A 20,422-nucleotide genomic window follows, 5' to 3' on the forward strand; every position below is an offset into this window, starting at 1 on the left:
AATGCATTAAGCAATCTTTATCTTAAGTCCCATCCAAAACATATCCGAATGACACGAACAAAGAACGAAACCAATATCTTCCAATGGTATTTTATTTTCCTACACCAACTTTAAGATTGATACATGACTAAAACTACTGAAAACTACAAGAAAAAAGACTTCATCTATGTTGAAATGAAGATGTTCTATCATCTATCGAGATAACAATGACCTATACCCTTGACCAGGCAGACATCATCATAGACTTGGCACAACAAACGCTACGTTTGCCGAAACAGAATAAATTCTATGTGATCTCTTCGGGCAAAAATGGTATTGGTGAACAGGAAAATAGTGGAAAGACCCCAAGAGGCTGGCATCAGGTTGCCCAAAAGGTTGGCGGCGATGCACCAAAAAATGCAGTATTTATTGCACGCCAACCGACGGGTGAGGTGTATGACTTACAATTAGCCCAGCAATTTCCTCAACGAGACTGGATCTTGTCGCGAATTTTATGGCTGGATGGTCTTGAAGAAGGCTTCAATCATGGGGAAGGGCACGATACCTTTAAGCGTTATATCTATATTCATGGTACACCGGATACAGAGCCAATGGGCATCCCGATGTCGCATGGTTGTATTCGAATGAAAAATGATGAAATTATCGAGCTATTTGAACTCGTTTCCGAACAGGCGCTGGTGTATATATCCGAACAAGCCTTAGAAAACGATATGTGAAAATGCAAATAAGTGCTTAAATAAAATACGAAAATATCAGTTTTTGCATGGAATCACTTATTTTTTAATCATTCGTACGGTTTTTTCAGAAAAGAATGGCAAAAGCGTTTGACAGGCTGTAAAGATTCTCTATAATGCACCTCACAAACGATGAAGACGTTAAGGGCGCTTAGCTCAGTTGGTAGAGCGTCTGCCTTACAAGCAGAATGTCGGCGGTTCGATCCCGTCAGCGCCCACCAAGCCTTTACGTTAAGACTCAAGTGCAGCGGTAGTTCAGTTGGTTAGAATACCGGCCTGTCACGCCGGGGGTCGCGGGTTCGAGCCCCGTCCGCTGCGCCACTTAAGTTTTAATAGTCGTTTGCTATAATTGCAAAATTATCGTGCAGCGGTAGTTCAGTTGGTTAGAATATCGGCCTGTCACGCCGAGGGTCGCGGGTTCGAGCCCCGTCCGCTGCGCCACTTTAAGATTGCAAGAATAGCTAGAGTTAAATAGATTAGAATTTATTTCTTTTATATTTAAACAAGTTTTAAAGCGATGCTTTAGATTTGTTACCTCGCTCAGGGCGCTTAGCTCAGTTGGTAGAGCGTCTGCCTTACAAGCAGAATGTCGGCGGTTCGATCCCGTCAGCGCCCACCATAATTTGTGACATTTACTTCTCTATGGAAGTAATACAGTGCAGCGGTAGTTCAGTTGGTTAGAATATCGGCCTGTCACGCCGAGGGTCGCGGGTTCGAGCCCCGTCCGCTGCGCCATTCTCTTGATTCCCTGTTCAAGAGGGTGATAATGTAAGACACTACGCACTCCGTTTGTCTTGCGTCATAAAAATTGATACTCAATCAATTTTTATTCCTCAGGGCGCTTAGCTCAGTTGGTAGAGCGTCTGCCTTACAAGCAGAATGTCGGCGGTTCGATCCCGTCAGCGCCCACCATATATCTTCCCCAATCTCATATCATTGTAATCAATACAAAGTTATTTTATGATTAGCATCAATAATGATTCTAATACGAAGTATTTTATGAGAAATCCTTATCAACGCAAGGCTGCGTCGAAATCTCAAGCTACATCTGCCAATTCTTCACTCAAAGACACTTACCGTCAGTTTATTCAAAACATTATTATGCAACGTCACGTGATAGCGCTCTATCATGACGGCTGGGCTTTATGCTCAACACCATCAGGTCAGCATGCATTATCGGTATGGCAAAATAAAAGCTTGGCGAAATTACTGATTAAAGACAATTGGGCACAATACGAAATTCAAGAAGTACCCTTGTTGGCTTTTATTGAGAAGATGATTCCATTTTTAAAAGAAAATAATACCATCTTATCTTTGGATTTAACCCCTGAAGGGAATAACCTTCTGGTTAGCCCCGATGCTTTATTATTAGATATTAAGAACTTTTTATACCAGATTTACTTACAACGACCCGATGTATTTGCTGAGTTAAAACTGCCGTTACCGCGTGATATTCGTTTACATCAGCCAGCTTCATCCTCATTGGAATAGTAAAGGGCTCAATCAATATTCATTCAGCAGCCAGCCACTGGCATAAGCAAAATATTCTCTTAACCAGGCGTTATAGCGTGTTGCCAATGGTGTAGTCGCTCCGAGCAGGGTAATATTACGATAGCCTTGTTTTCTAGCAATGGCAGCAGCTCTTAAGGTGTGGAAATCACTGGTGACAATTGCAATCGGTTGCTGGATATTGATGTGTTGGGCTTGTAATAAAGTTTGACTATTTTTAAGGTTTAGTTCAGTGCTGGTGCTTTTATCTTCCAGAATGATTTGTGACTTAGGAATATGGTAGTGCTGCTGTAAATAACCAGACATCACCATAGCTTCGCTTTCGGTTTCACCATAATCTATCCCACCTGTCAGCACCAGTTTTGCATCAGGCTGCGCTAAAGCTACAGGAGCCGCACGATCCAATCGTTTTGCCAGCGTCGCAGAAGGTTGTCCATTTTCTACGCCACTGCCCAAAACAATAATGGCTTTTACCGGTGCAACAGGTTGTGTTTCCGTACGATTATCCGCAAGGTAATCAAAGAAATAGCCTAAGCTGACCAACCATGCCCAGAAACACAGCCAGCCAAAACGCCACAGGCTATGCAGACGGAAGTGGTAGAAAAAGAAACGTTCAACATGATAATAAAAATAGGCATAAAGACAGAAAAACAGTCCGAGCAGTAGCGGGAGTACAGTACCAATATGAATCTTTTTAAAGGCAATCAGAATTGCGCCATCTAAGAACAGAACTGAACCGATAAGGGCTAAAGCAAGACGAATCCATAAACTTATTTGCATAATCTTAATTGTGTCGATTTGAACCGTGCTAAGTGTATGCAAAATTAAAAGAAAGGCAACACTGCGATTGTCTTATAAAAAAACGAGTGACTGGCACTCGTTTTTTTTAATGAGAAGGCTTAATACACATCTCGACGATAACGGCCTGCTTGACGTAATTCATCCAGTTTTTGTTCACCGAGAATATCTGTTAAAGCTTGGTCTACACCTGAGGCCATGCCTTCGATGCTACCACAGACATAAATCACCGCACCTTGCTCGACCCATTTTACTAACTCGTCGGCATTATTCCGTAGAATATCTTGTACATAGATACGCTGTTGCTGATCACGAGAGAAGGCCAGATCAAGTCGTTGCAATGTGCCCATATTTTTCCACGCTTCAATCGTTTCCTGATAGAAGAAATCATGTTCGCGTTGACGTTCACCAAAGATCAGCCAGTTGGCAGTGTAATTTTGTCGGTTACGCTGCTGTAACAGACTCATTAAACCCGCAATACCAGTACCGTTACCAATACATAGAATTGGACGGTTATCATCAATCAAATGGAATGACTCATTGGTACGGATACGTAAGGCAATCGGTTGTTTGAGTGGCGCATACTCGGTTAACCAGCCAGAACCCAAACCGAGTTGATGGTTATCATTATATTGTTGACGTACTACCAGTCTTAACAACTGTTGCGACGGGATACTGGCAATTGAATACTCACGCGTTGGCAAGGTTGGAAGCTGCGCCAGTAACTCTTCGATGCTATTGAAAGGTTGAGTTTCAACACGCAGGTTTTTATCCCATAGTACCTGTTCAACCGTCTGGTTGAGCGATTGCACAATAGTGTGTGTTGCAATCTGGTGTTTAGCTAAAAAGTTTTGGATCGCTATTGGGCTATTTGCTGGCTGAATTTCAGCAATATCACCGGCATGCCAAGTCATATCCGAAGCAGAGGTCAGTTCAATATTATAAGCCGCTTGACCTACACTATTTGGGTTGAGCAGGGTACGCGCACTTAACGTCCATTGATCAAAGACTTTCTCGATATTCATGGCATGTAATTCATGCTGGGTCACCACTGAAAGGGCTTGGTTCCAGCGCTGAATATCATGCGCATTGGCGTTATCTACTTCAATGAGATCAAAGAATGGCTGTGCCTGACATTGTTTTAACCATGCATCGACCGCATAACCGAAGCTGCAATAACTTTCTGGATATTCTTTGGAGCCCAGCGCAAGCACGGCATATTGCATCTGGCTGAGATCAGGCTTTTGCTGCATCAGTTTTTTGCTAAAACCTGAGGCGAGATCGGGTGCTTCACCAGTCCCGTAGGTACTGATCACAAATAAAACCTGTGCTGCCTGTAGCAGGTCCTGTTCAGTCAGTTGCTGGATCGGTTTTACGGTCGTTGGTTGTTGTGCTTCTTGCAGGCTCGTCGCTGTACGCCATGCCAGTTGCTCTGCTACACCGGTTTGAGAAGCATAAGTGATCAGCCAGGGTTGTGCATTCGGATCAATCTGTTGGGTGCTGAGGGATTGACGTGCAGCTTGGGTCAGCTTCTTCTGTTTACGGCGTTTTAAATATAACATCCAGCCGGTCACAAAAAACAGCGGCATGGTCAGTGACGCCAGCATGGCAATAAATTGATAGGTCGAACCAAAGAAACTGCCACGGTGTACAGGCAGCATACTGCTCATGATTTTTTCATTGAGCTTTTTATCTTCATACAGTTCAAGTTTTTCAAACTGTTGATCTTGGTAATTATAGATGGCTTGGTTACGTGCACGCTCATGTTGCGGAATCGCATCGACAAAAGACACTTCAACTTTGGCATCGTCACGCTTTGGAACAGTTAAGGTCAGGCTTGAATATTCGCGTCCGATTTGAGCATTGACGCCTGTCCAGCTCTGGGTCAGGATGCGATTGACCTGCTCGGTTGATAAAGCTTGTTGTTTATGCTTTTTATTTCCAGATTCATTGTGCTGTTGGTTACGTTGCGGTTGTTCAACCCCCATGACTTTGAACATCCCCGCACGCCACCAGTCATAGGACCAGTATAGGCCAGTACAGGCAAACAGCAGATAAAATATCACCACCCATGTGCCGACAACGGCATGTAAATCCCAGATGAAATTACGGCCTTTTAACTTGGGTTTAATGAAGAACCATTGTTTAAAGCTATGCTTCTTGGGAAAGCGTAAATACAGACCACTCAATACAAAGAAAATCAGCATCAGGGTAGAGGCACCAGTAATCTGTGCCCCAAATTCACCTGCCGTTAAATTACGGTGTAAACGTTGGATAAATTGCAACGTATCACGACCTTTAATATCAGGTAAAACTTCCGCTGTATATGGGTTGACCATCATGTTATAGCCACGGCGCGCACCTTCTTTTTTGATATTGACGGTGGAGGACGCAGCGGGATCAGCAGCGATGGTAATGCTGTTAATTTCAATTTGTGGTTGTTGTTGATTGAAATGTTGGTAGAGCTGGGCCGGAGTTAATTTGGGTGTTTGAGCCACTCCAACAACATAGCTGTCCTGATTGATCCATTTGAGGATTTGTGGCTCATATGAGTAAATCGCCCCTGTAACTCCCATTAAAGAGAGAATAAGCCCCGCGGTGATCCCTAAAAACCAGTGTATCTGGAAGAAAACTTTTTTAAACATGGTCAAAAAATGTAAATAGAGTGGAATTCATGTAAAAAATTATAACTCAAGAATAAGAATACAATGTGGATTTTGCAGGTAATATTGATTTTGATTCTCATTTATTTTATGGGCAATAAAAAACCTCTCATGGCGAGAGGTTCTTGTTCATCCGTGTCTTAAATCGATTTAGGCGCGCCTACAGTCTCATTTAAGTGCTTGCGAACGGTATTGAAAGAAAAGTTCTTTGAATCCATGCGCTTTGGCAAGATGTAAGCACCTTGTTGTTGTTCACCTTTAGGCGTTTTTACCTTGAAGTTCACCAGGATAAAGTCAGGAGAGCTATACCATTCATAGATATCTTTCCAGCCAATGGTGGCAGTACCTTCTTGTAGGCCCATTTTTTGGCGCATCACGATCCCGTGCGGTTGTACACCTAAACGTAAGCCTTTAATTTCCTGAACAGGGAATTCGGTCATCTTGCGTTTCACGTACCATTCCAGACCAAATTTCTTGATCAGATAAAACAGCACCACCCCTACAATCACCACCCAGCACAGTACGGTTGAGTAGGTTGAGTAATATTTAATAAGTCCTGCTGCAACCAAGGAAAGCACCACAAGTGCAATCATAATCATCCATGCTTTGCGGCTGAATTTGTTGGTACTACGCCAAATCATAAGTTGAGCTTGACGTTGTTCAGCTTCAGAAACTTCGTAAGGAACAGGTTGTAGCGTATAAGCGTATAGCGTTTTGGCGGTCATAGTGTAAAAAATGAGTCTAGAACTGGGTTAAGTTTAACACCTATTGGCATGCAAAGATATTATGCCAATGGCGAATGATTAGAGCGATGCATACTCGGTGCCGTCTTCATGGGGTTCATGACTCAAGCTTTGTTTCAGCATACTCAAACGGGTGAGTACGCCCAGCATCAGTGACAGTTGTTGTAAGATAATCAATGAATTCTGTTCATTTTCCTCATTGCGGCTTAAACGGTCACGAATGGCTTGCATCATATTCTGTGCGGATAAATCAGGCACTTCGTCTCTGAGTAACGCACCCTGAATATCATCCAGTGCCTGATCCAGTAAGGACAGCACTTCCTGATCTTCAATTTTTTCACGGTGCGCACCCAAGGCAGCGATATAACTTAAAAAGGTATGGCTGAGACAGAGAAATTCGAAGGCCAGACTTTTCTGGTTAACATCAATATTCGGTTCGGTGGCAATGGTTGAAATCAGTGATGCCACTTCTGCATCGGTATTATGGGCCGCCCGACGTACCACCCGATAATTCAGGGCATTATTACGACCATGATGATATTGCGCGACCACTTCGCTCAGGTATTGACATTGGGCCTGTAAAGAACGGCGGATCGAGCGGGGCAGTCTACGGAACTTCCAGTCCGGCCAGATAAAACTCACACCAAACCAGGCCAGCGCGCAACCGAGCACGGTATCAATAAAGCGGGGAAAACCTGCTGCAAAGGCAGAGCCATCCAGATTGAAATTGATGAGCGCCAGAATGGTAATAAAGGCAGTGGCTTGTGCATATTGCTTACTGCGCAGTTCTAAAAATAGCACACCACTCAGCACCAGCATGACCAGTTGTCCTTCAATTGAAGGAATAAAGTAGATAATCGCAAGACCGACAATAATACCAACCAATGTACCGATAATCCGTAAATAGAGGCGGCGCTTGGTGGCGTTAAAATTCGGCTGGCAGACGAACAGCGCCGTTAACATGATCCAGTAACCGTATGCGATATCGGTCATCTGGATAAACACATAGCCAATAAATAGCACAATGGATAAACGTACAGCATGACGGAACAATACCGATTCAGGAGAAAGATGCTGTTTTACACGGACAATAATGTCATTCCAGCCTTTGAGATCATCATCTTTCAGTTGGCTTTCTGCATGCTGGGCATTGATCTTTTGCAGATTGCGTTCGGTTTCCAGATTCTGTAATTGCGCATCAATCGATTTCAGGTTCTGATACAGCGCAAACAGGGCATTAATCCGCACCTGATCATAATGCCCATCTTGCCGCAACTTTTCCAGAGAGGTGCGTAAATTTTCAAAACTATGCTTAAAGCGTTTGTTATGCACATAACGGGTACGACTTAAAATCGATTGAGATAGATCCTGACAGGCTTTGCCCTGAATCGACAGGATGCGCTGGAAGCGGAACAGGATGTCGCTATGCTGGAACACTTTGGCCAGTTTCTGATAATCAATATGCGCTGAATCGGCACGTTCATGAATATCTTGCGCCACAAAATAATATTGCAGGCTGCGTCGGGTATCTTTTTGGCCGCGGTCACCTTTGAGCCGGGTTAACAAGGACATGCGCAGATCATTAAAGATCGCCACCAGCTTGCCATTTTCCATGGCAATATCAATCATGCTTTGTTGATAACTGGATGGGGTCATGTCGACATCAAACAGGTTGGACTTGGCAAACAGGAAACTTCCCAGCGCCGAATAAGATGCCGAAAGCTGATCCCGGACTTTTCGTACCGGGAACAGCAGGAAACTGATGGTAGAGAGTAGGCCATACCAGGCCGCACCTGCAACCAGAAGCGCGGGTTGAACATACCATTGCTCAAATAAATGTACGCCTAGCATGGTATAGACGGAAGTCACCAGACAGCCGTACGCAATGGTGGCATAACGTCTTCCCAGCGAGCCAAGCAAGATCCAGCCGATACAGGAAGCAATCAGGCCGATTGCAAAGGCAACCGGATAAGGGAATAACAGTTGAACCGATGCAGCGGTGATAAAAAATCCGATATAGGTATAAATCAGATTCATGATGCGCACAGAAAAGCGGTCATCAATATCACTAATCGCGGCAGCAACCACACCGAGGGTTAAGGGAATGGTGGCGAGTTGATAATCGAGTAAATAAGGAACGAAAGCTGTTCCGGTAAAGGCAATCAGCATACGCACGTTATACATCAACGTGGTGTTATAGGTTGTTTGTTTTAAACGTCCGAACCAAGGATTCAAGGGTTGTCCTTCTTATATTCTACAATTGAATTTTCATCGTGGCTGTTCACAGGGGTTAAAGTGTTCGCAGACGTTAATATTATGCACAAAACTGATGGGGATGCTAAGCTTAGAATATTCCAAAATTTGTTAAAGTGGGGCAGTATGCAGGCCGAGCAAACCAATCAACGTCAATATTCAACAGCATGGATTATGTTGCTTGCTTTGTTAACTGCGTTAGGGCCGTTATCGATTGATATGTATTTACCCGCATTGCCGCAAATGGCCGATGAATTTGGGGTAAGTACACAAATGGTTGCCAATACCTTGCCTGCCTATTTCTTGGGTCTGGCAATGGGTCAACTGATTTATGGTCCGGTCAGTGACCGGATTGGGCGTAAAAAGCCGCTTTATTTTGGCTTGGCACTATATGCCATCGCCAGTCTGGCGTGTGTCTTTGCAAGCAATGAATGGGCCTTGATCGCAGCCCGTATTTTCCAAGCTTTGGGCGGCTGTGTTGGGGTTGTAATGGCGCGTGCTGCAATCCGTGACCGTCTGGATATGCAGGGTTCTGCACAGGCATTTTCCAGCATGATGATTGTGATGGGACTGGCGCCCATTCTGGCACCCATCTTTGGGGCATGGATTCTCAACTTTTTTCCGTGGCAAGCGATTTTCATTACCTTGGCGCTGATTGGGGTAATGTGCTGGCTCTGTGTGCATTTCTTCTTTAAAGAATCTTTGCCGGTTGAGCGCCGTTTAAAATTATCGGTCTATCAGGTGACCACCCTATATGCGGCGATCTTAAAAGATGAGAGTTTCCGTGTGCCGATGTTTGCAGGCTGCTTAACCGGTGCGGCCTTATTCTGTTATATCAGCTCGGCTTCTGCGGTTTTTATGGGACAGTATGGCTTATCTCAGCAACATTTCTCTTATGCCTTTGCCTTAAATGCAGCAGGCATCATGCTGATGTCTTCGATTAATAAACACCTGAATACCCGTATGGGCATTTACCAGCGTTTAAAACTGGGAGGCGCGATTCAGTGTTTTGGAGCCTTGATTGTACTAGGCGCAGGGCTGATGGCAGATGCACCTCTAGCCTTACTGATGCCGGGCTTGTTTTTGGTGGTCTCTGGGATTGGTTTAACCGGGCCGAATGCCATGGCTTTAGCCATGTCTCAACAGGGCGCGCGTGCAGGTACAGCCAGTGCAATTATGGGCAGTATGCAATTTGCCTGTGGTCTACTGGCCGGGATCATCCTGAATTTCCTGTTCTGGAAAGCGTCCCTGAATATGGGCATTATGATGTTGTTATTTACCAGTGCTGGTTTCTTTGCCATCTTAAAAGTCGGTAAACAACAAAGCAGTATCTCTGGTTAAAGAAATACTGCGGCATCTCGGATGGTTTAATCTAGAAATACGGTGAAGTTTTCAACCGGTTCACGCGGGGTAATGAAGGTGTTGACGATATGGTCAGGGTCGGCATAACCCAAGGCAATGGTACACACCAGTTCTTCATCTTCTGGCGCGCCCAGAATATCCAGAACGATTGGGTGGAAATGATTCCAGGCTGCTTGCGGGCAGGTATCCAGACCACGGGCCTTGGCGGCCACCATGACATTTTGCAACATCATTGAAATATCCATTTTTGAACCGATGCCCATGATTTTATTCACGGTAAAATACAGGGCGACCGGCGCATCAAATAGCTGGAAGTTACGCAGCTGTTGCGCTGCCATTTTCTCTTTTTCACCTTTCTGGATGCCCAGCAAGCCATAGAGACCCCAGCCATTGGCACGACGACGATCGATAAATGGTGAAATCCAGGTTTCAGGGTAGTAGGCAAAGGTCTCCTGATATTGTGCGGTCAGTTCTGGTTTTTGTAGAAGTTCGATTTGTGCAGCGCAGACACGGTCAATCATTTCGGCACGTTTTTGTCCTGTGACCACATAGACTTTCCAGGGCTGGACATTGGTCCCCGAAGGGGCACGGCTGGCGACAGTCAGGATGTCTTTAATGGTTTGGGTGTCCACAGGGGTATCTAAAAATGCACGTACCGAATGACGAGAGGTGATGGCCTCGTCCACCAGGCGGACTTGTTCCGTGTTCATGAAAACTCCTAACATTTTGATCTTCTAATGACAGGAGAATATAAATCAATAAATGTTTTTTGTTGCGGATTTTTCAGGTATAAATATAGGGTTGCATAAAAAATACGCAAAAAAATTAGAGGATTAACACTAATTGTTGTGAGTTTTCTATCTTTTGTTAGGTTTGTGTGAAAAATAATTCTATAAGTAACATAATGAAATCGAAATAATATTTATGCCTACTCAATGGAATCAATAAAACTCTTTAAATAAAAAGTACACACAATATCCGAAATTTATGCATAATACGCCCTTTTTAAAAATGATTAGACTTTCCTTGCTGAATGGCTAAGGGGGAATTTTCTATTTTAAAGACAGCTTGAATTTATCCAATTCAATCTCTGTGGGAAATGTTGAAATATACACTATATACAAGGAGCTTCTCATGAGTTTATCTCTCATCCGTAAGCCGTTCGTAATGCAAGGATTAGCAATCACAGTTGCTGCCTTAATGATGAACAGTACACACGCTGCCAGCGAGCAAGAACAGATTCAGCAACTTCGCGATGAAGTCAAGGAATTAAGAGCTTTATTACAGCAATATGTTCCCCAGGCAAAACAACAAAATGATGCCGCTCAAGTTGCCGTCGCCCCTGCAACTGCAGTAGCTGCAACCAATAATCAAAATACAGCAGCGGTAGTCACAACCGCTGCCCCGAAAAAATCTCCATTAAATTTTAGCACTGCTTCTGGTGCGGAAGTAAAACTGTACGGTTTCTTGCGTGGTGACGCGTCTTATCAGGCAAAAGGTGGTGACGGTATTTTTAACCGCATCAATAAGGTTGATCTGGAAGGTGCTGAAAAGAACAGTGACCGTTTCTATAGCACTGCAACCGTGACCCGTCTTGGTCTTGATTTTAAAGCACCGGTTGAAGGCGCTGACGTTGGCGGTAAGTTAGAAGTGGACTTCCGTGGGGGTAGCAGCAATGACACCATTCGTATCCGTCATGCTTATATGACTTATAACGACTGGCTATTTGGTCAAACTACATCGACCTTCCTGGCCACAGATTTGCAACCGGAAATGCTGGACTTTAACTCGCCACTTGGGATTGGTACCTACCGTACACCTATGGTTCGTTATAGTGGCAAGTTCACACCAGAAACCAGCTATGCGGTTGCTTTAGAAAAAGGCAATGATGATAACCGTGCGCCATCCTTAACCTCAAAAGTAAAATATGATTTTGCTGAAGGCAAGGGAACCACCTCTGCACGTGCCTTGTTGACAGAAGCACGCAGTAAAGCGACCTACGACAACAACAATAACCGCATCAATTCAGGCGAAGCTGAACTGGGTTGGGGGGTTGCTGTGGGTACAAAATATAAATTCACAGATTCATTACAGGCCATGATTGACTATTCGCATGTTAAAGGCGATAGCAAATTCCTGTTGTATACCAACAATGCCTTCAATGTAAATCCAAATAATTTTGATTTGAATCTGAATGAATTTGATGCAGTGACAGTCGGTACAACCTATCAGATTAACCCGAAATTACGTAGTACTTTGGCCTATGGCGCCATGTTTGCAGATGACAGCAATGACTTTGCAAAACAGGCCGTGGTTGCAAAAGACACCGCCCAGAACAAAACCCTGCAACAGGGCTGGTGGAATATCATGTATTCACCAGTAACACCGATTACGTTCGGTCTGGAATATATCTACGGTGAGCGTAAAACCTTTGACGGGCAAAAAGGTAAAGATAATCGTGTAGGAGCAATGGCTCGCTATAATTTCTAAGCCATTTCAACCCGCTGATGCAAATCATCCGTGAAAACTGAATCACCATAACTTGCAAAGGTTCTCACATTGAACTGTATGCTTTTTATAAAGTTGATTGAGTTTTCACTCATTTTTAGAGTTACTATTTTGGCAGTTTTAAAGGGGCTACCCGCCGTCAGATGAACTACCAAGATAAACGGAAGAAGATATGGAATTTACTTTTAATGGTTTTTATACCCTGATTTCAGCCGTTATCGTGTTGTTATTAGGGCGTTTGCTCGTTAATAAAATTGATTTCTTAAGACGCTATAACATTCCCGAGCCGGTTGCTGGTGGTCTGGTTGCGGCCGTAGTTTCACTACTGGTGCATTCGCTTTGGGGTTATAGCATTGTCTTTAGTAGCGAGTTACAAACCAGTTTTATGTTGATCTTCTTTGCTTCGATTGGTTTAAGTGCCAATTTCCTGAAGCTTAGAGAAGGCGGTATCGGCTTGGTGATCTTCCTGGTCTGTGTTGCATCTTTCATTGTGGTACAGAACGCGGTCGGTATGAGTCTGGCAACCTTGCTCGGTATTGATCCGCTGGTGGGCCTGATTGCAGGTTCAATCACCCTGACCGGTGGTCATGGTACAGCAGGGGCATGGGGCGAAATTCTTGAAACCCAGCACGGGATTCAAGGTGCTTTAGCTTTAGGTATGGCGAGTGCAACTTTTGGTCTGATCATCGGGGGTATTATCGGTGGTCCTTTAGCGAAATTGTTAATTAACCGTTATAGCCTTGCTCAAGCGCAGACACCGGCTGAGATCAAAAACCGTGATACGCATCTAGATCAGCATCCTGACGAGCTGGCACCATTTGAAAATCCACATCAAGTCCGTTTAATCACTGCTGATAATGCCATTACCACTTTGGGTATGTTTGCTGCGTGTCTTGCATTTGCAGAGTTCATGACCGGATTCAGTAAGGGCACATGGTTCGAGCTACCAACCTTTGTCTGGGCGCTTGGCGGCGGTGTGATTTTACGTAACATCCTCGAAAGCGTATTAAAGGTAGATATCTTTGATCGTGCTATTGACGTGTTTGGTAATGCATCATTGTCACTTTATCTGGCAATGGCGTTGCTGTCGCTCAAATTATGGCAGCTGGCTGATCTTGCTGGACCGCTCGTTGTCATTTTAGGTGCGCAAACCATTACCATGGCATTGTATGCAGCATTCATTACTTTCCGTGTGATGGGTAAAAACTACGATGCGGCTGTATTGGCTGCAGGTCACTGTGGTTTTGGTATGGGGGCAACACCAACTGCGGTTGCCAACATGCAGGCCATCACCAATATGTATGGACCTTCTCATAAAGCGTTCCTGATCGTTCCGCTTTGTGGTGCGTTCTTTGTTGATTTAATTAACGCAACAGTAATTCAATTAATTTTGAAATTCTTTGCCTAAGTCGGATCAAAAGCCCCTAAAGGGGCTTTTTTGATTCATCCATTGTTATCGTATATGTACGTATGTACATAAAATATTTAAAAGCGAATAAGTGATGAATGAAAAATTAAATGACACCCTGATGGCTTGGGTAAGTTTTTTCAATGATCCTTTATGGGACTTTCTGGTTATTTTCCTTCTGGCAGTAGGTATCTTCTATACCATTGCGACCAAAGCTGTGCAGATCAGAATGTTCTTTCACAGTATCAAAGTGATGAAGGGCAGCCGTAGCAAAGGCGAAGAGAAAGATTCACACGGATTAACACCCTTCCAGGCCTTTGTAACAGGCTTAGCCAGCCGTGTTGGTGTAGGTAATATTGCGGGTGTTGCGATCGCGATTGCGATTGGTGGACCAGGTGCTGTGTTCTGGATGTGGTTTACTGCATTACTGGGGATGAGCTCGGCTTTTATTGAGTCTTCGCTTGCTCAGTTATTTAAAGTAAGAGACAGTAATAGCAAGCAGTTTCGGGGTGGACCGGCTTACTATATTACTCAGGGCTTACGTAGCAAAACCTTTGGTGTGATCTTCGCGCTGGCATTGATCTTCACTTATGGTTTCGTATTCAACTCGGTTCAGATCAATGCGATTGCCAATGCTTCTTCACATGCGTGGGGTTGGGATAAGGCCAATATGATTGCGCACCTGGGCGGTGTTGATCTGGAAATCTCATGGGTTGGTCTAGTACTGGTTGTGTTAGTTGCATTGGCAATTTTTGGTGGTATTAAACGTATCGCTAAATTTGCCGAGATGTTTGTGCCATTAAAAGCAGGTCTATACTTGGCTGTTGCTTTATATATCGCCTTAAGCAACTACGAACTTCTGCCTGGCATTTTCAAATTGATCTTTACTGAAGCATTCCAGTTTAATGCTGCAGCGGGCGGTTTCTTTGGTGCCATGATTTCCATGGCGATGATGCAAGGGATCAAGCGTGGCCTGTTCTCAAACGAAGCAGGTATGGGTTCGGCGCCGAATGCTGCCGCAGCTTCTGATGTGAAGCATCCGGTGAACCAAGGTTTGGTTCAGATGCTGGGTGTATTCGTCGATACCTTTATTGTGTGTACCAGTACTGCGATGATTATCCTGATTTCTGGTGTTTATCACGATGCCGGTTTCGTCGGGGTTGAATTAACCCAGCGTGCGTTAGAGACACAAGTGGGTAGCTGGGGTGGTGACTTCCTTGCGATTCTGTTATTCCTGTTCTGTTATTCTGCCGTGTTAGGTAACTATGCCTATGCGGAAAGTAATGTACAGTTCATCAATAACAATCCAAAAGTCATGTTCATCTTCCGGGTTTTTGTGTTGGTCATGGTGTACTTCGGTGCAATTGGTAGTGTTCCGCTGGTTTGGTCGATGGCTGACTTGTTCATGGGAATCATGGCAACCATTAACCTGGTGGCAATCTTATTGTTAACCCCAATGGCGCGTACCTTACTGAAAGACTATACCGCACAGTTGAAGAAAGGCATTAAAGAGCCTGAGTTCAAGATTGATAACTATCCGGAACTGAAGAAAAAAGTTGATTCTGATATCTGGTAAGTGATTTGAATAACGCTTTGAATGTATAAAAAAAGTCCCTTGCGAGGGACTTTTTTTATGAAGATTTCATGACATATGCAAAGAAATTGATACATCTTTTCAGATGTGCTGACGCTAAAATCCGACACAGAAAAACAGACAATATGGCAACACTGCGTATGAAACAGCTTAAATTCTGGGCCCTTGGTCTTTCAATCATGCTCTTGGCAGGTTGCCAAACTACAGCGCATGTAAGCCCTGCTGTGGAAGATGCTCAGGCACATACTGTTTCGCAACCTTTTAGTTATATCAAACAGCAACAAAAGCGACCTGTGGTGGCATTGGTGCTGGGCAGTGGCGGGGCACGGGGTTATGCGCATATCGGTGTGATCGAAGTGCTAGAACAACAAGGCATTCGCCCTGACTTTATTGTTGGAACCAGTGCGGGCAGTATTGTCGGTTCGATCTATGCCAGCGGTAAAAGTGCTGCTGAACTGCGTGATATTGCCTTGAAGCTAAAAGCCACTGATGTCCGTGATGTCAATCTGAGTCTAAAAGGCTTTTTTGATGGCAAGAAGGTGGAAGACTATATCAACCAGCAAGTCCATAATACGCCGCTACAAAAGCTGAAAATCCCGCTGTATGTGGTGGCGACCGAGTTAAAGGACGGGTCAAAAACCGTATTTAACTATGGCAATACCGGACAGGCGGTTCGTGCGTCTGCTTCGATTCCAAGTATGTTTGTACCAACCATGATTCATGATGTGGAATATGTCGATGGGGGGCTGGTCAGTCCGGTACCTGTGCAGGTGGCACGTGAGCTCGGCGCCGATGTGGTGATTGCGGTGGATATTCTGGCTCAGCCAATCCATACTGAAACTACCAATGTCTGGGGCCTGTTTAACCAGAATATCAATATCATGCAAGGTCGTCTGGCTGAAGAAGAGCTCAAAGAAGCAGATATCGTGATTCAACCTGACCTACGCGAGAAAGCACATATTTTTGATGTAAAAGGCCGAGAGCAGACCATGCAGGCAGGCATTGATGCAGCAAATGATAAACTGGCCGATATACAATGGGCCATTCAAAATAAAAGTAAACCCTCTAGAGCGGATCAGCAGAATATGGCGGTCAAGCAAAATTCAGCTTTGCCACGATGATTGAATATTGTTCAGATTTATAGATGGACTTAAGTGTTTGAGTCTATTTGCTAAAATTCATTTTTTATAAAAACAGCTTATAAATATTCTACAAAAAGCTATTAAAACGCCCAGAAAAATAGTAAATAACTACAAATCATAAAACTTTTCTATCAGAGAGTTTTAAGTTTTAGGTCATAGGATGACCTCATCAAATAAATTGTTTCATAACAAGGATTGTTAAACAGATGTTTAAGTCTTTCTTTCCGAACCCGCGTCTATTTTTTATTTCTGTGGTTGTCTGGCTCGCACTCAATATGCTGTTGTGGTACAGCGGTGGTCATAGCTGGGGCGAATATCTGGGTTTTCCTAAAGGCTATGCGGATGCAGAGCTGTCTGTCGGAGTTAATCGATTCTGGGAGCCTTCTTCACTTTGGTTTTATCTCTGGTTTATCACTGCTACGGCCTTATTTGCTGGATTTTGGCGTATTTTTTCAGATCATAAATGGCAAAAGTGGTCGATCTGGGGTTCAGCCTTTATTTTGTTTAATATCTGGTTTGGCGTACAGGTGAGCTTGGCTGTGAATGCTTGGTATGTACCATTCTGGGATATGATCCAAAATATGCTAACCAATGGTGGAGGAAGTATTACTGATTTATATAAAGAAACCATGGTATTTCTATATATTGCCATGGTTGGTGTGACTATGGCTGTGTTAAATGCTTTTTTTACCAGTCATTATGTATTTCGCTGGCGTACGGCGATGAATGAGTATTATACCGAACACTGGCCTAAGCTACGCCATGTCGAAGGTGCTGCACAACGTGTACAGGAAGATACCATGCGTTTTGCCACGATTGTCGAAGATTTGGGGGTTGAACTGGTCAAGGCAATCATGACATTGATTGCATTCTTGCCATTATTGTTCCAGCTTTCAAAACATGTTCCAGAAATACCTGTAATTGGAGAGCTACAATATTCACTTGTTTGGGCTGCAATTGCATGGGCGATATTTGGTACAGTTTTACTCATGGTGGTCGGGATAAAATTGCCTGGGCTCCAGTTCAATAATCAGAAAGTCGAGGCGGCTTATCGTAAAGAATTGGTCTACGGTGAAGATCATGAAAATCGGGCACAGCCAGCCACATTAAAAGAACTGTTTGAGCGAGTGAGAAAAAACTATTTCCGTCTCTATTTCCACTATACCTATTTTAACTTAACGGCTTCATGGTATGGGCAACTGGATATTCTCTATAATCTATTTGTGCTTTTCCCTGCGATTGCAGCAGGAAAGTTAACACTCGGTTTAATCAATCAGATTGGTGGGGTTTTTGGTAAGGTTCGTGAATCTTTCCAATATCTAATTAGTTCATGGAAAACCATTATTGAGTTGCTCTCTATTCATAAACGTCTTAAAGCATTTGAAAAGATTCTGGATTAGTTTGCTGACTTTGTTCGCTAAAGCCTTGATCAAAGATCAGGGCTTTTTTATTGCCTGAAAATTGGGCTGATTTGTGGTTTTTATGTGAAAAGTGAATATATATTGCAACGAAAATGACTTTATTTGATCAAAGTACTTCACTATAGTCGTTTGATAAAATTAATGATCTCTCATTTTGCTCTTGTATAACTTAGAACCTAAATAAATAGGATAAATCATGAAACCTGTATTGCTCAAAAGTGCATTAGCGCTTGCACTGACTGCTTTTACTGCAAATGTATGGGCAGACCCAGCAATTAAATCCTCCCCAACTCAAAAAAAATCAGGCATTGACCAGCAATTTATTGATCAAACCGTGTCTGCCCAGCATGACTTTTACGATCATGTAAATGGAAAATGGTTAAAAGATACTGAAATTCCCGCAGATAAGTCACGTTGGGGCGCATTTAACGAGTTACATGAATTATCGACCAACCAGTTGCATGCCATTGTTGAACAACTGAGTGCCCAAAAATGGGCAGCAGGCAGCGTAGAGCAAAAGATTGCCAGTCTATATGCCAGTTTTATGGATGAAAAAACAATCGAAGCACAAGGCATTCAACCTTTACAGCCAGAACTGGCACAGGTTGATGCAATTCAAAATAAACAGGACTTCGCTCGATTAATGGGGCATTTCTCGCGTATCGGCGTCAGAACGCCGTTTGATATCAGTATTGATCAGGATATGAAACGCTCTGATGTGATGATTGCAGGTTTGGCACAGCGTCGATTGGGCCTGCCAGATCGTGACTATTATTTGAAAGATGATCAGAAGTTTGTAGAAACGCGTGCAAAATATCTCAAGCATATTGAAAAGATGCTGCAGCTTTCTGGCGATCAGCAAGCCGCCCAGCATGCCAGACAAATCCTCCAGCTGGAAACAGAACTTGCCAAGATTCAGTGGAGTAATGTTCAAAATCGTGATTTATCCAAGCGTTACAATATTTACCCGCTTAAAGATTTGAATCAGTTAAGTCGTAACTTTGATTGGAATAGTTACCTGAAGACGGTTGGGGTAAAGGATAAAATCCAGACTATTCAGGTGCACCAGCTCAGCTATTTTAAGGCGCTTGATCCAGTGCTGAATAAAACCGATTTAGACGTTTGGAAGGCTTATTTTAAATGGAACCTGATCAGCAGTTTCGCCCCTTATCTGAATAAAGCTCTTGTTGATGAAAGTTTCGCATTTTATGGTAAAAGTTTGCGTGATGTGGCTGAACAGGAAGTGCGCTGGAAACGTGGCGTACAAACGGTAAACGGTGTGCTCGGTGACGGTCTGGGTAAAATCTATGTAGAAAAACATTTTTCTGCGGATAAAAAACAGCGCATGGATACCTTGGTTCAGAATCTGATCCGGGCGTATGATCAAAGTATTAGCCAACTGGACTGGATGAGTCCTGCAACCAAAGTACAAGCCAAAAAGAAACTGGCTAGCCTATCCATTAAAGTGGGTTACCCGAAGAAATGGCGTGATTATTCAGCGCTAGACATTAAAGATGGTGATTTGATTGGTAACGTGATTCGTGCCAGAGAGTTTGAACATCAAGATGATATCGATAAGCTCGGTAAGCCTGTGGATCGCGATGAGTGGTTTATGACCCCTCAAACCGTGAATGCGTATTACAACCCATCCTCCAATGAAATTGTATTCCCGGCTGCCATCTTACAACCGCCTTTCTTTAATATTGAAGCCGATGATGCGGTCAATTATGGCGGGATTGGAAGTGTGATTGGGCATGAGATCAGTCATGGTTTTGATGATCAGGGCAGCCAGTTTGATGAATTGGGCAATATGCGTAACTGGTGGACCAAGCAAGATCATCAGAAATTTAAAGCCAAAACCCAGGCCTTGATTGCACAATACAATACCTATGAACCGATTGCAGGGTATCACGTCAATGGTGAGCTGACGCTGGGTGAAAATATTGCCGATAACTCGGGATTATCGATTGCCTACAAAGCGTATCAACTGTCCTTGGCAGGTAAACCTGCGCCTGTGATTGACGGGCGTACGGGGGAGCAGCGTTTCTATATGGGCTGGGCGCAAGTCTGGCGCGCCAAAACTCGTGAAGCACAAGCGATTGTATATTTAAAAACAGATCCACATGCGCCTGATAAAGTCCGGGCCAATGGTGCTTTAGTCAATCAGGCGCCGTTTTATGATGCCTTCAAGATTAAAGCCGGGGACAAAATGTATTTGGCCCCTGAAAAGCGGGTCAGTATCTGGTAATCCAGAATTCAATAAAAACCTGCATCATGCAGGTTTTTT

At 43.8% G+C, this 20,422-nt stretch carries 14 protein-coding genes and 6 tRNA genes; 15 read left to right on the forward strand and 5 right to left on the reverse strand.

Annotation, left to right across the window (positions count from 1 at the left end; translation table 11 throughout):
• Nucleotides 1-206: 206 nt before the first annotated feature.
• The 8 genes from elsL to JO943_RS12160 all read left to right on the forward strand — a co-directional run bounded on the left by elsL (nucleotide 207) and on the right by JO943_RS12160 (nucleotide 2,225).
• A complete protein-coding gene (gene elsL / locus JO943_RS12125) occupies nucleotides 207-716 on the forward strand; it encodes a cell wall-recycling L,D-carboxypeptidase ElsL (protein ID WP_202740904.1) in 510 nt (169 codons plus the stop codon).
• Between the two features lie 163 nt (nucleotides 717-879).
• Nucleotides 880-955: transfer RNA gene (locus tag JO943_RS12130), tRNA-Val, on the forward strand.
• 23 nt (nucleotides 956-978) lie between these two features.
• A tRNA-Asp gene (locus tag JO943_RS12135) sits at nucleotides 979-1,055 on the forward strand.
• 43 nt (nucleotides 1,056-1,098) lie between these two features.
• Nucleotides 1,099-1,175, forward strand: a tRNA-Asp gene (locus JO943_RS12140).
• Nucleotides 1,176-1,277: 102 nt separating this feature from the next.
• Nucleotides 1,278-1,353 (forward strand) — tRNA-Val (locus JO943_RS12145).
• 39 nt (nucleotides 1,354-1,392) lie between these two features.
• Nucleotides 1,393-1,469, forward strand: a tRNA-Asp gene (locus tag JO943_RS12150).
• Nucleotides 1,470-1,570: 101 nt separating this feature from the next.
• Nucleotides 1,571-1,646 (forward strand) — tRNA-Val (locus JO943_RS12155).
• A gap of 87 nt (nucleotides 1,647-1,733) precedes the next feature.
• Nucleotides 1,734-2,225: a DUF2750 domain-containing protein gene (locus tag JO943_RS12160; protein WP_005288779.1), complete on the forward strand. Its 492-nt coding sequence runs from the start codon at nucleotides 1,734-1,736 to the stop codon at nucleotides 2,223-2,225.
• Between the two features lie 12 nt (nucleotides 2,226-2,237).
• Here JO943_RS12160 and JO943_RS12165 read toward each other — a convergent pair whose 3' ends face one another.
• The 4 genes from JO943_RS12165 to yccS all read right to left on the reverse strand — a co-directional run bounded on the left by JO943_RS12165 (nucleotide 2,238) and on the right by yccS (nucleotide 8,682).
• Complete coding sequence (locus JO943_RS12165) at nucleotides 2,238-3,023, reverse strand: YdcF family protein (RefSeq protein WP_199973876.1); 786 nt, start codon at nucleotides 3,021-3,023, stop codon at nucleotides 2,238-2,240.
• A 119-nt stretch (nucleotides 3,024-3,142) separates the two neighbouring features.
• Nucleotides 3,143-5,686, reverse strand: a complete 2,544-nt coding sequence (locus tag JO943_RS12170; protein ID WP_202740905.1) for a PepSY domain-containing protein — start codon at nucleotides 5,684-5,686, stop codon at nucleotides 3,143-3,145.
• A gap of 158 nt (nucleotides 5,687-5,844) precedes the next feature.
• The gene (locus tag JO943_RS12175) at nucleotides 5,845-6,429 is read right to left on the reverse strand and encodes a YcxB family protein (protein WP_005226976.1); all 585 of its coding nucleotides are present in this window, start codon (nucleotides 6,427-6,429) and stop codon (nucleotides 5,845-5,847) included.
• 78 nt (nucleotides 6,430-6,507) lie between these two features.
• Nucleotides 6,508-8,682, reverse strand: a complete 2,175-nt coding sequence (gene yccS / locus JO943_RS12180) for a YccS family putative transporter (RefSeq protein WP_199973880.1) — start codon at nucleotides 8,680-8,682, stop codon at nucleotides 6,508-6,510.
• A 144-nt stretch (nucleotides 8,683-8,826) separates the two neighbouring features.
• Between yccS and JO943_RS12185 the strand changes: the two genes are divergently transcribed.
• Nucleotides 8,827-10,041: a multidrug effflux MFS transporter gene (locus tag JO943_RS12185; RefSeq protein WP_202740906.1), complete on the forward strand. Its 1,215-nt coding sequence runs from the start codon at nucleotides 8,827-8,829 to the stop codon at nucleotides 10,039-10,041.
• A gap of 26 nt (nucleotides 10,042-10,067) precedes the next feature.
• Here the strand turns inward: JO943_RS12185 and JO943_RS12190 are convergent, their stop codons facing one another.
• The gene (locus tag JO943_RS12190; protein ID WP_202740907.1) at nucleotides 10,068-10,772 is read right to left on the reverse strand and encodes a nitroreductase; all 705 of its coding nucleotides are present in this window, start codon (nucleotides 10,770-10,772) and stop codon (nucleotides 10,068-10,070) included.
• 424 nt (nucleotides 10,773-11,196) lie between these two features.
• On the opposite strand from JO943_RS12190, the gene JO943_RS12195 reads away from it, so the two are divergent.
• The 6 genes from JO943_RS12195 (at nucleotide 11,197) to JO943_RS12220 (ending at nucleotide 20,383) form a co-directional block, all read left to right on the forward strand.
• The gene (locus JO943_RS12195; RefSeq protein WP_202740908.1) at nucleotides 11,197-12,552 is read left to right on the forward strand and encodes a DcaP family trimeric outer membrane transporter; all 1,356 of its coding nucleotides are present in this window, start codon (nucleotides 11,197-11,199) and stop codon (nucleotides 12,550-12,552) included.
• A gap of 190 nt (nucleotides 12,553-12,742) precedes the next feature.
• Nucleotides 12,743-13,978: a sodium/glutamate symporter gene (gltS, locus tag JO943_RS12200; RefSeq protein ID WP_005226981.1), complete on the forward strand. Its 1,236-nt coding sequence runs from the start codon at nucleotides 12,743-12,745 to the stop codon at nucleotides 13,976-13,978.
• A gap of 94 nt (nucleotides 13,979-14,072) precedes the next feature.
• Entirely contained in the window at nucleotides 14,073-15,554 is a 1,482-nt protein-coding gene (locus tag JO943_RS12205) for an alanine/glycine:cation symporter family protein (RefSeq protein WP_005226982.1), read from the forward strand.
• Nucleotides 15,555-15,712: 158 nt separating this feature from the next.
• Nucleotides 15,713-16,693 (forward strand): patatin-like phospholipase family protein, encoded by a 981-nt coding sequence (locus JO943_RS12210; RefSeq protein ID WP_032883292.1) that lies wholly within the window; start codon nucleotides 15,713-15,715, stop codon nucleotides 16,691-16,693.
• A gap of 227 nt (nucleotides 16,694-16,920) precedes the next feature.
• Nucleotides 16,921-18,114 carry a peptide antibiotic transporter SbmA gene (gene sbmA, locus JO943_RS12215; protein ID WP_005226984.1) on the forward strand — a complete coding sequence of 398 codons (1,194 nt, stop codon included), beginning with the start codon at nucleotides 16,921-16,923 and terminating at the stop codon, nucleotides 18,112-18,114.
• 217 nt (nucleotides 18,115-18,331) lie between these two features.
• Nucleotides 18,332-20,383 carry a M13 family metallopeptidase gene (locus JO943_RS12220; protein WP_202740909.1) on the forward strand — a complete coding sequence of 684 codons (2,052 nt, stop codon included), beginning with the start codon at nucleotides 18,332-18,334 and terminating at the stop codon, nucleotides 20,381-20,383.
• The last annotated feature ends 39 nt before the right edge of the window (nucleotides 20,384-20,422 follow it).

This window comes from Acinetobacter sp. 'aerobic (ED)' (assembly GCF_904886855.1).
Classification (GTDB): Bacteria; Pseudomonadota; Gammaproteobacteria; order Pseudomonadales; family Moraxellaceae; genus Acinetobacter; species Acinetobacter courvalinii.

Coding starts and splice junctions, on each gene's coding strand:
- elsL (WP_202740904.1), top strand. CDS start 207: ATGACCTATACCCTTGACCAGGCAGACATCATCATAGACTTGGCACAA.
- JO943_RS12160 (WP_005288779.1), top strand. CDS start 1,734: ATGAGAAATCCTTATCAACGCAAGGCTGCGTCGAAATCTCAAGCTACA.
- JO943_RS12165 (WP_199973876.1), bottom strand. CDS start 3,023: ATGCAAATAAGTTTATGGATTCGTCTTGCTTTAGCCCTTATCGGTTCA.
- JO943_RS12170 (WP_202740905.1), bottom strand. CDS start 5,686: ATGTTTAAAAAAGTTTTCTTCCAGATACACTGGTTTTTAGGGATCACC.
- JO943_RS12175 (WP_005226976.1), bottom strand. CDS start 6,429: ATGACCGCCAAAACGCTATACGCTTATACGCTACAACCTGTTCCTTAC.
- JO943_RS12185 (WP_202740906.1), top strand. CDS start 8,827: ATGCAGGCCGAGCAAACCAATCAACGTCAATATTCAACAGCATGGATT.
- JO943_RS12190 (WP_202740907.1), bottom strand. CDS start 10,772: ATGAACACGGAACAAGTCCGCCTGGTGGACGAGGCCATCACCTCTCGT.
- JO943_RS12195 (WP_202740908.1), top strand. CDS start 11,197: ATGAGTTTATCTCTCATCCGTAAGCCGTTCGTAATGCAAGGATTAGCA.
- gltS (WP_005226981.1), top strand. CDS start 12,743: ATGGAATTTACTTTTAATGGTTTTTATACCCTGATTTCAGCCGTTATC.
- JO943_RS12205 (WP_005226982.1), top strand. CDS start 14,073: ATGAATGAAAAATTAAATGACACCCTGATGGCTTGGGTAAGTTTTTTC.
- JO943_RS12210 (WP_032883292.1), top strand. CDS start 15,713: ATGAAACAGCTTAAATTCTGGGCCCTTGGTCTTTCAATCATGCTCTTG.
- sbmA (WP_005226984.1), top strand. CDS start 16,921: ATGTTTAAGTCTTTCTTTCCGAACCCGCGTCTATTTTTTATTTCTGTG.
- JO943_RS12220 (WP_202740909.1), top strand. CDS start 18,332: ATGAAACCTGTATTGCTCAAAAGTGCATTAGCGCTTGCACTGACTGCT.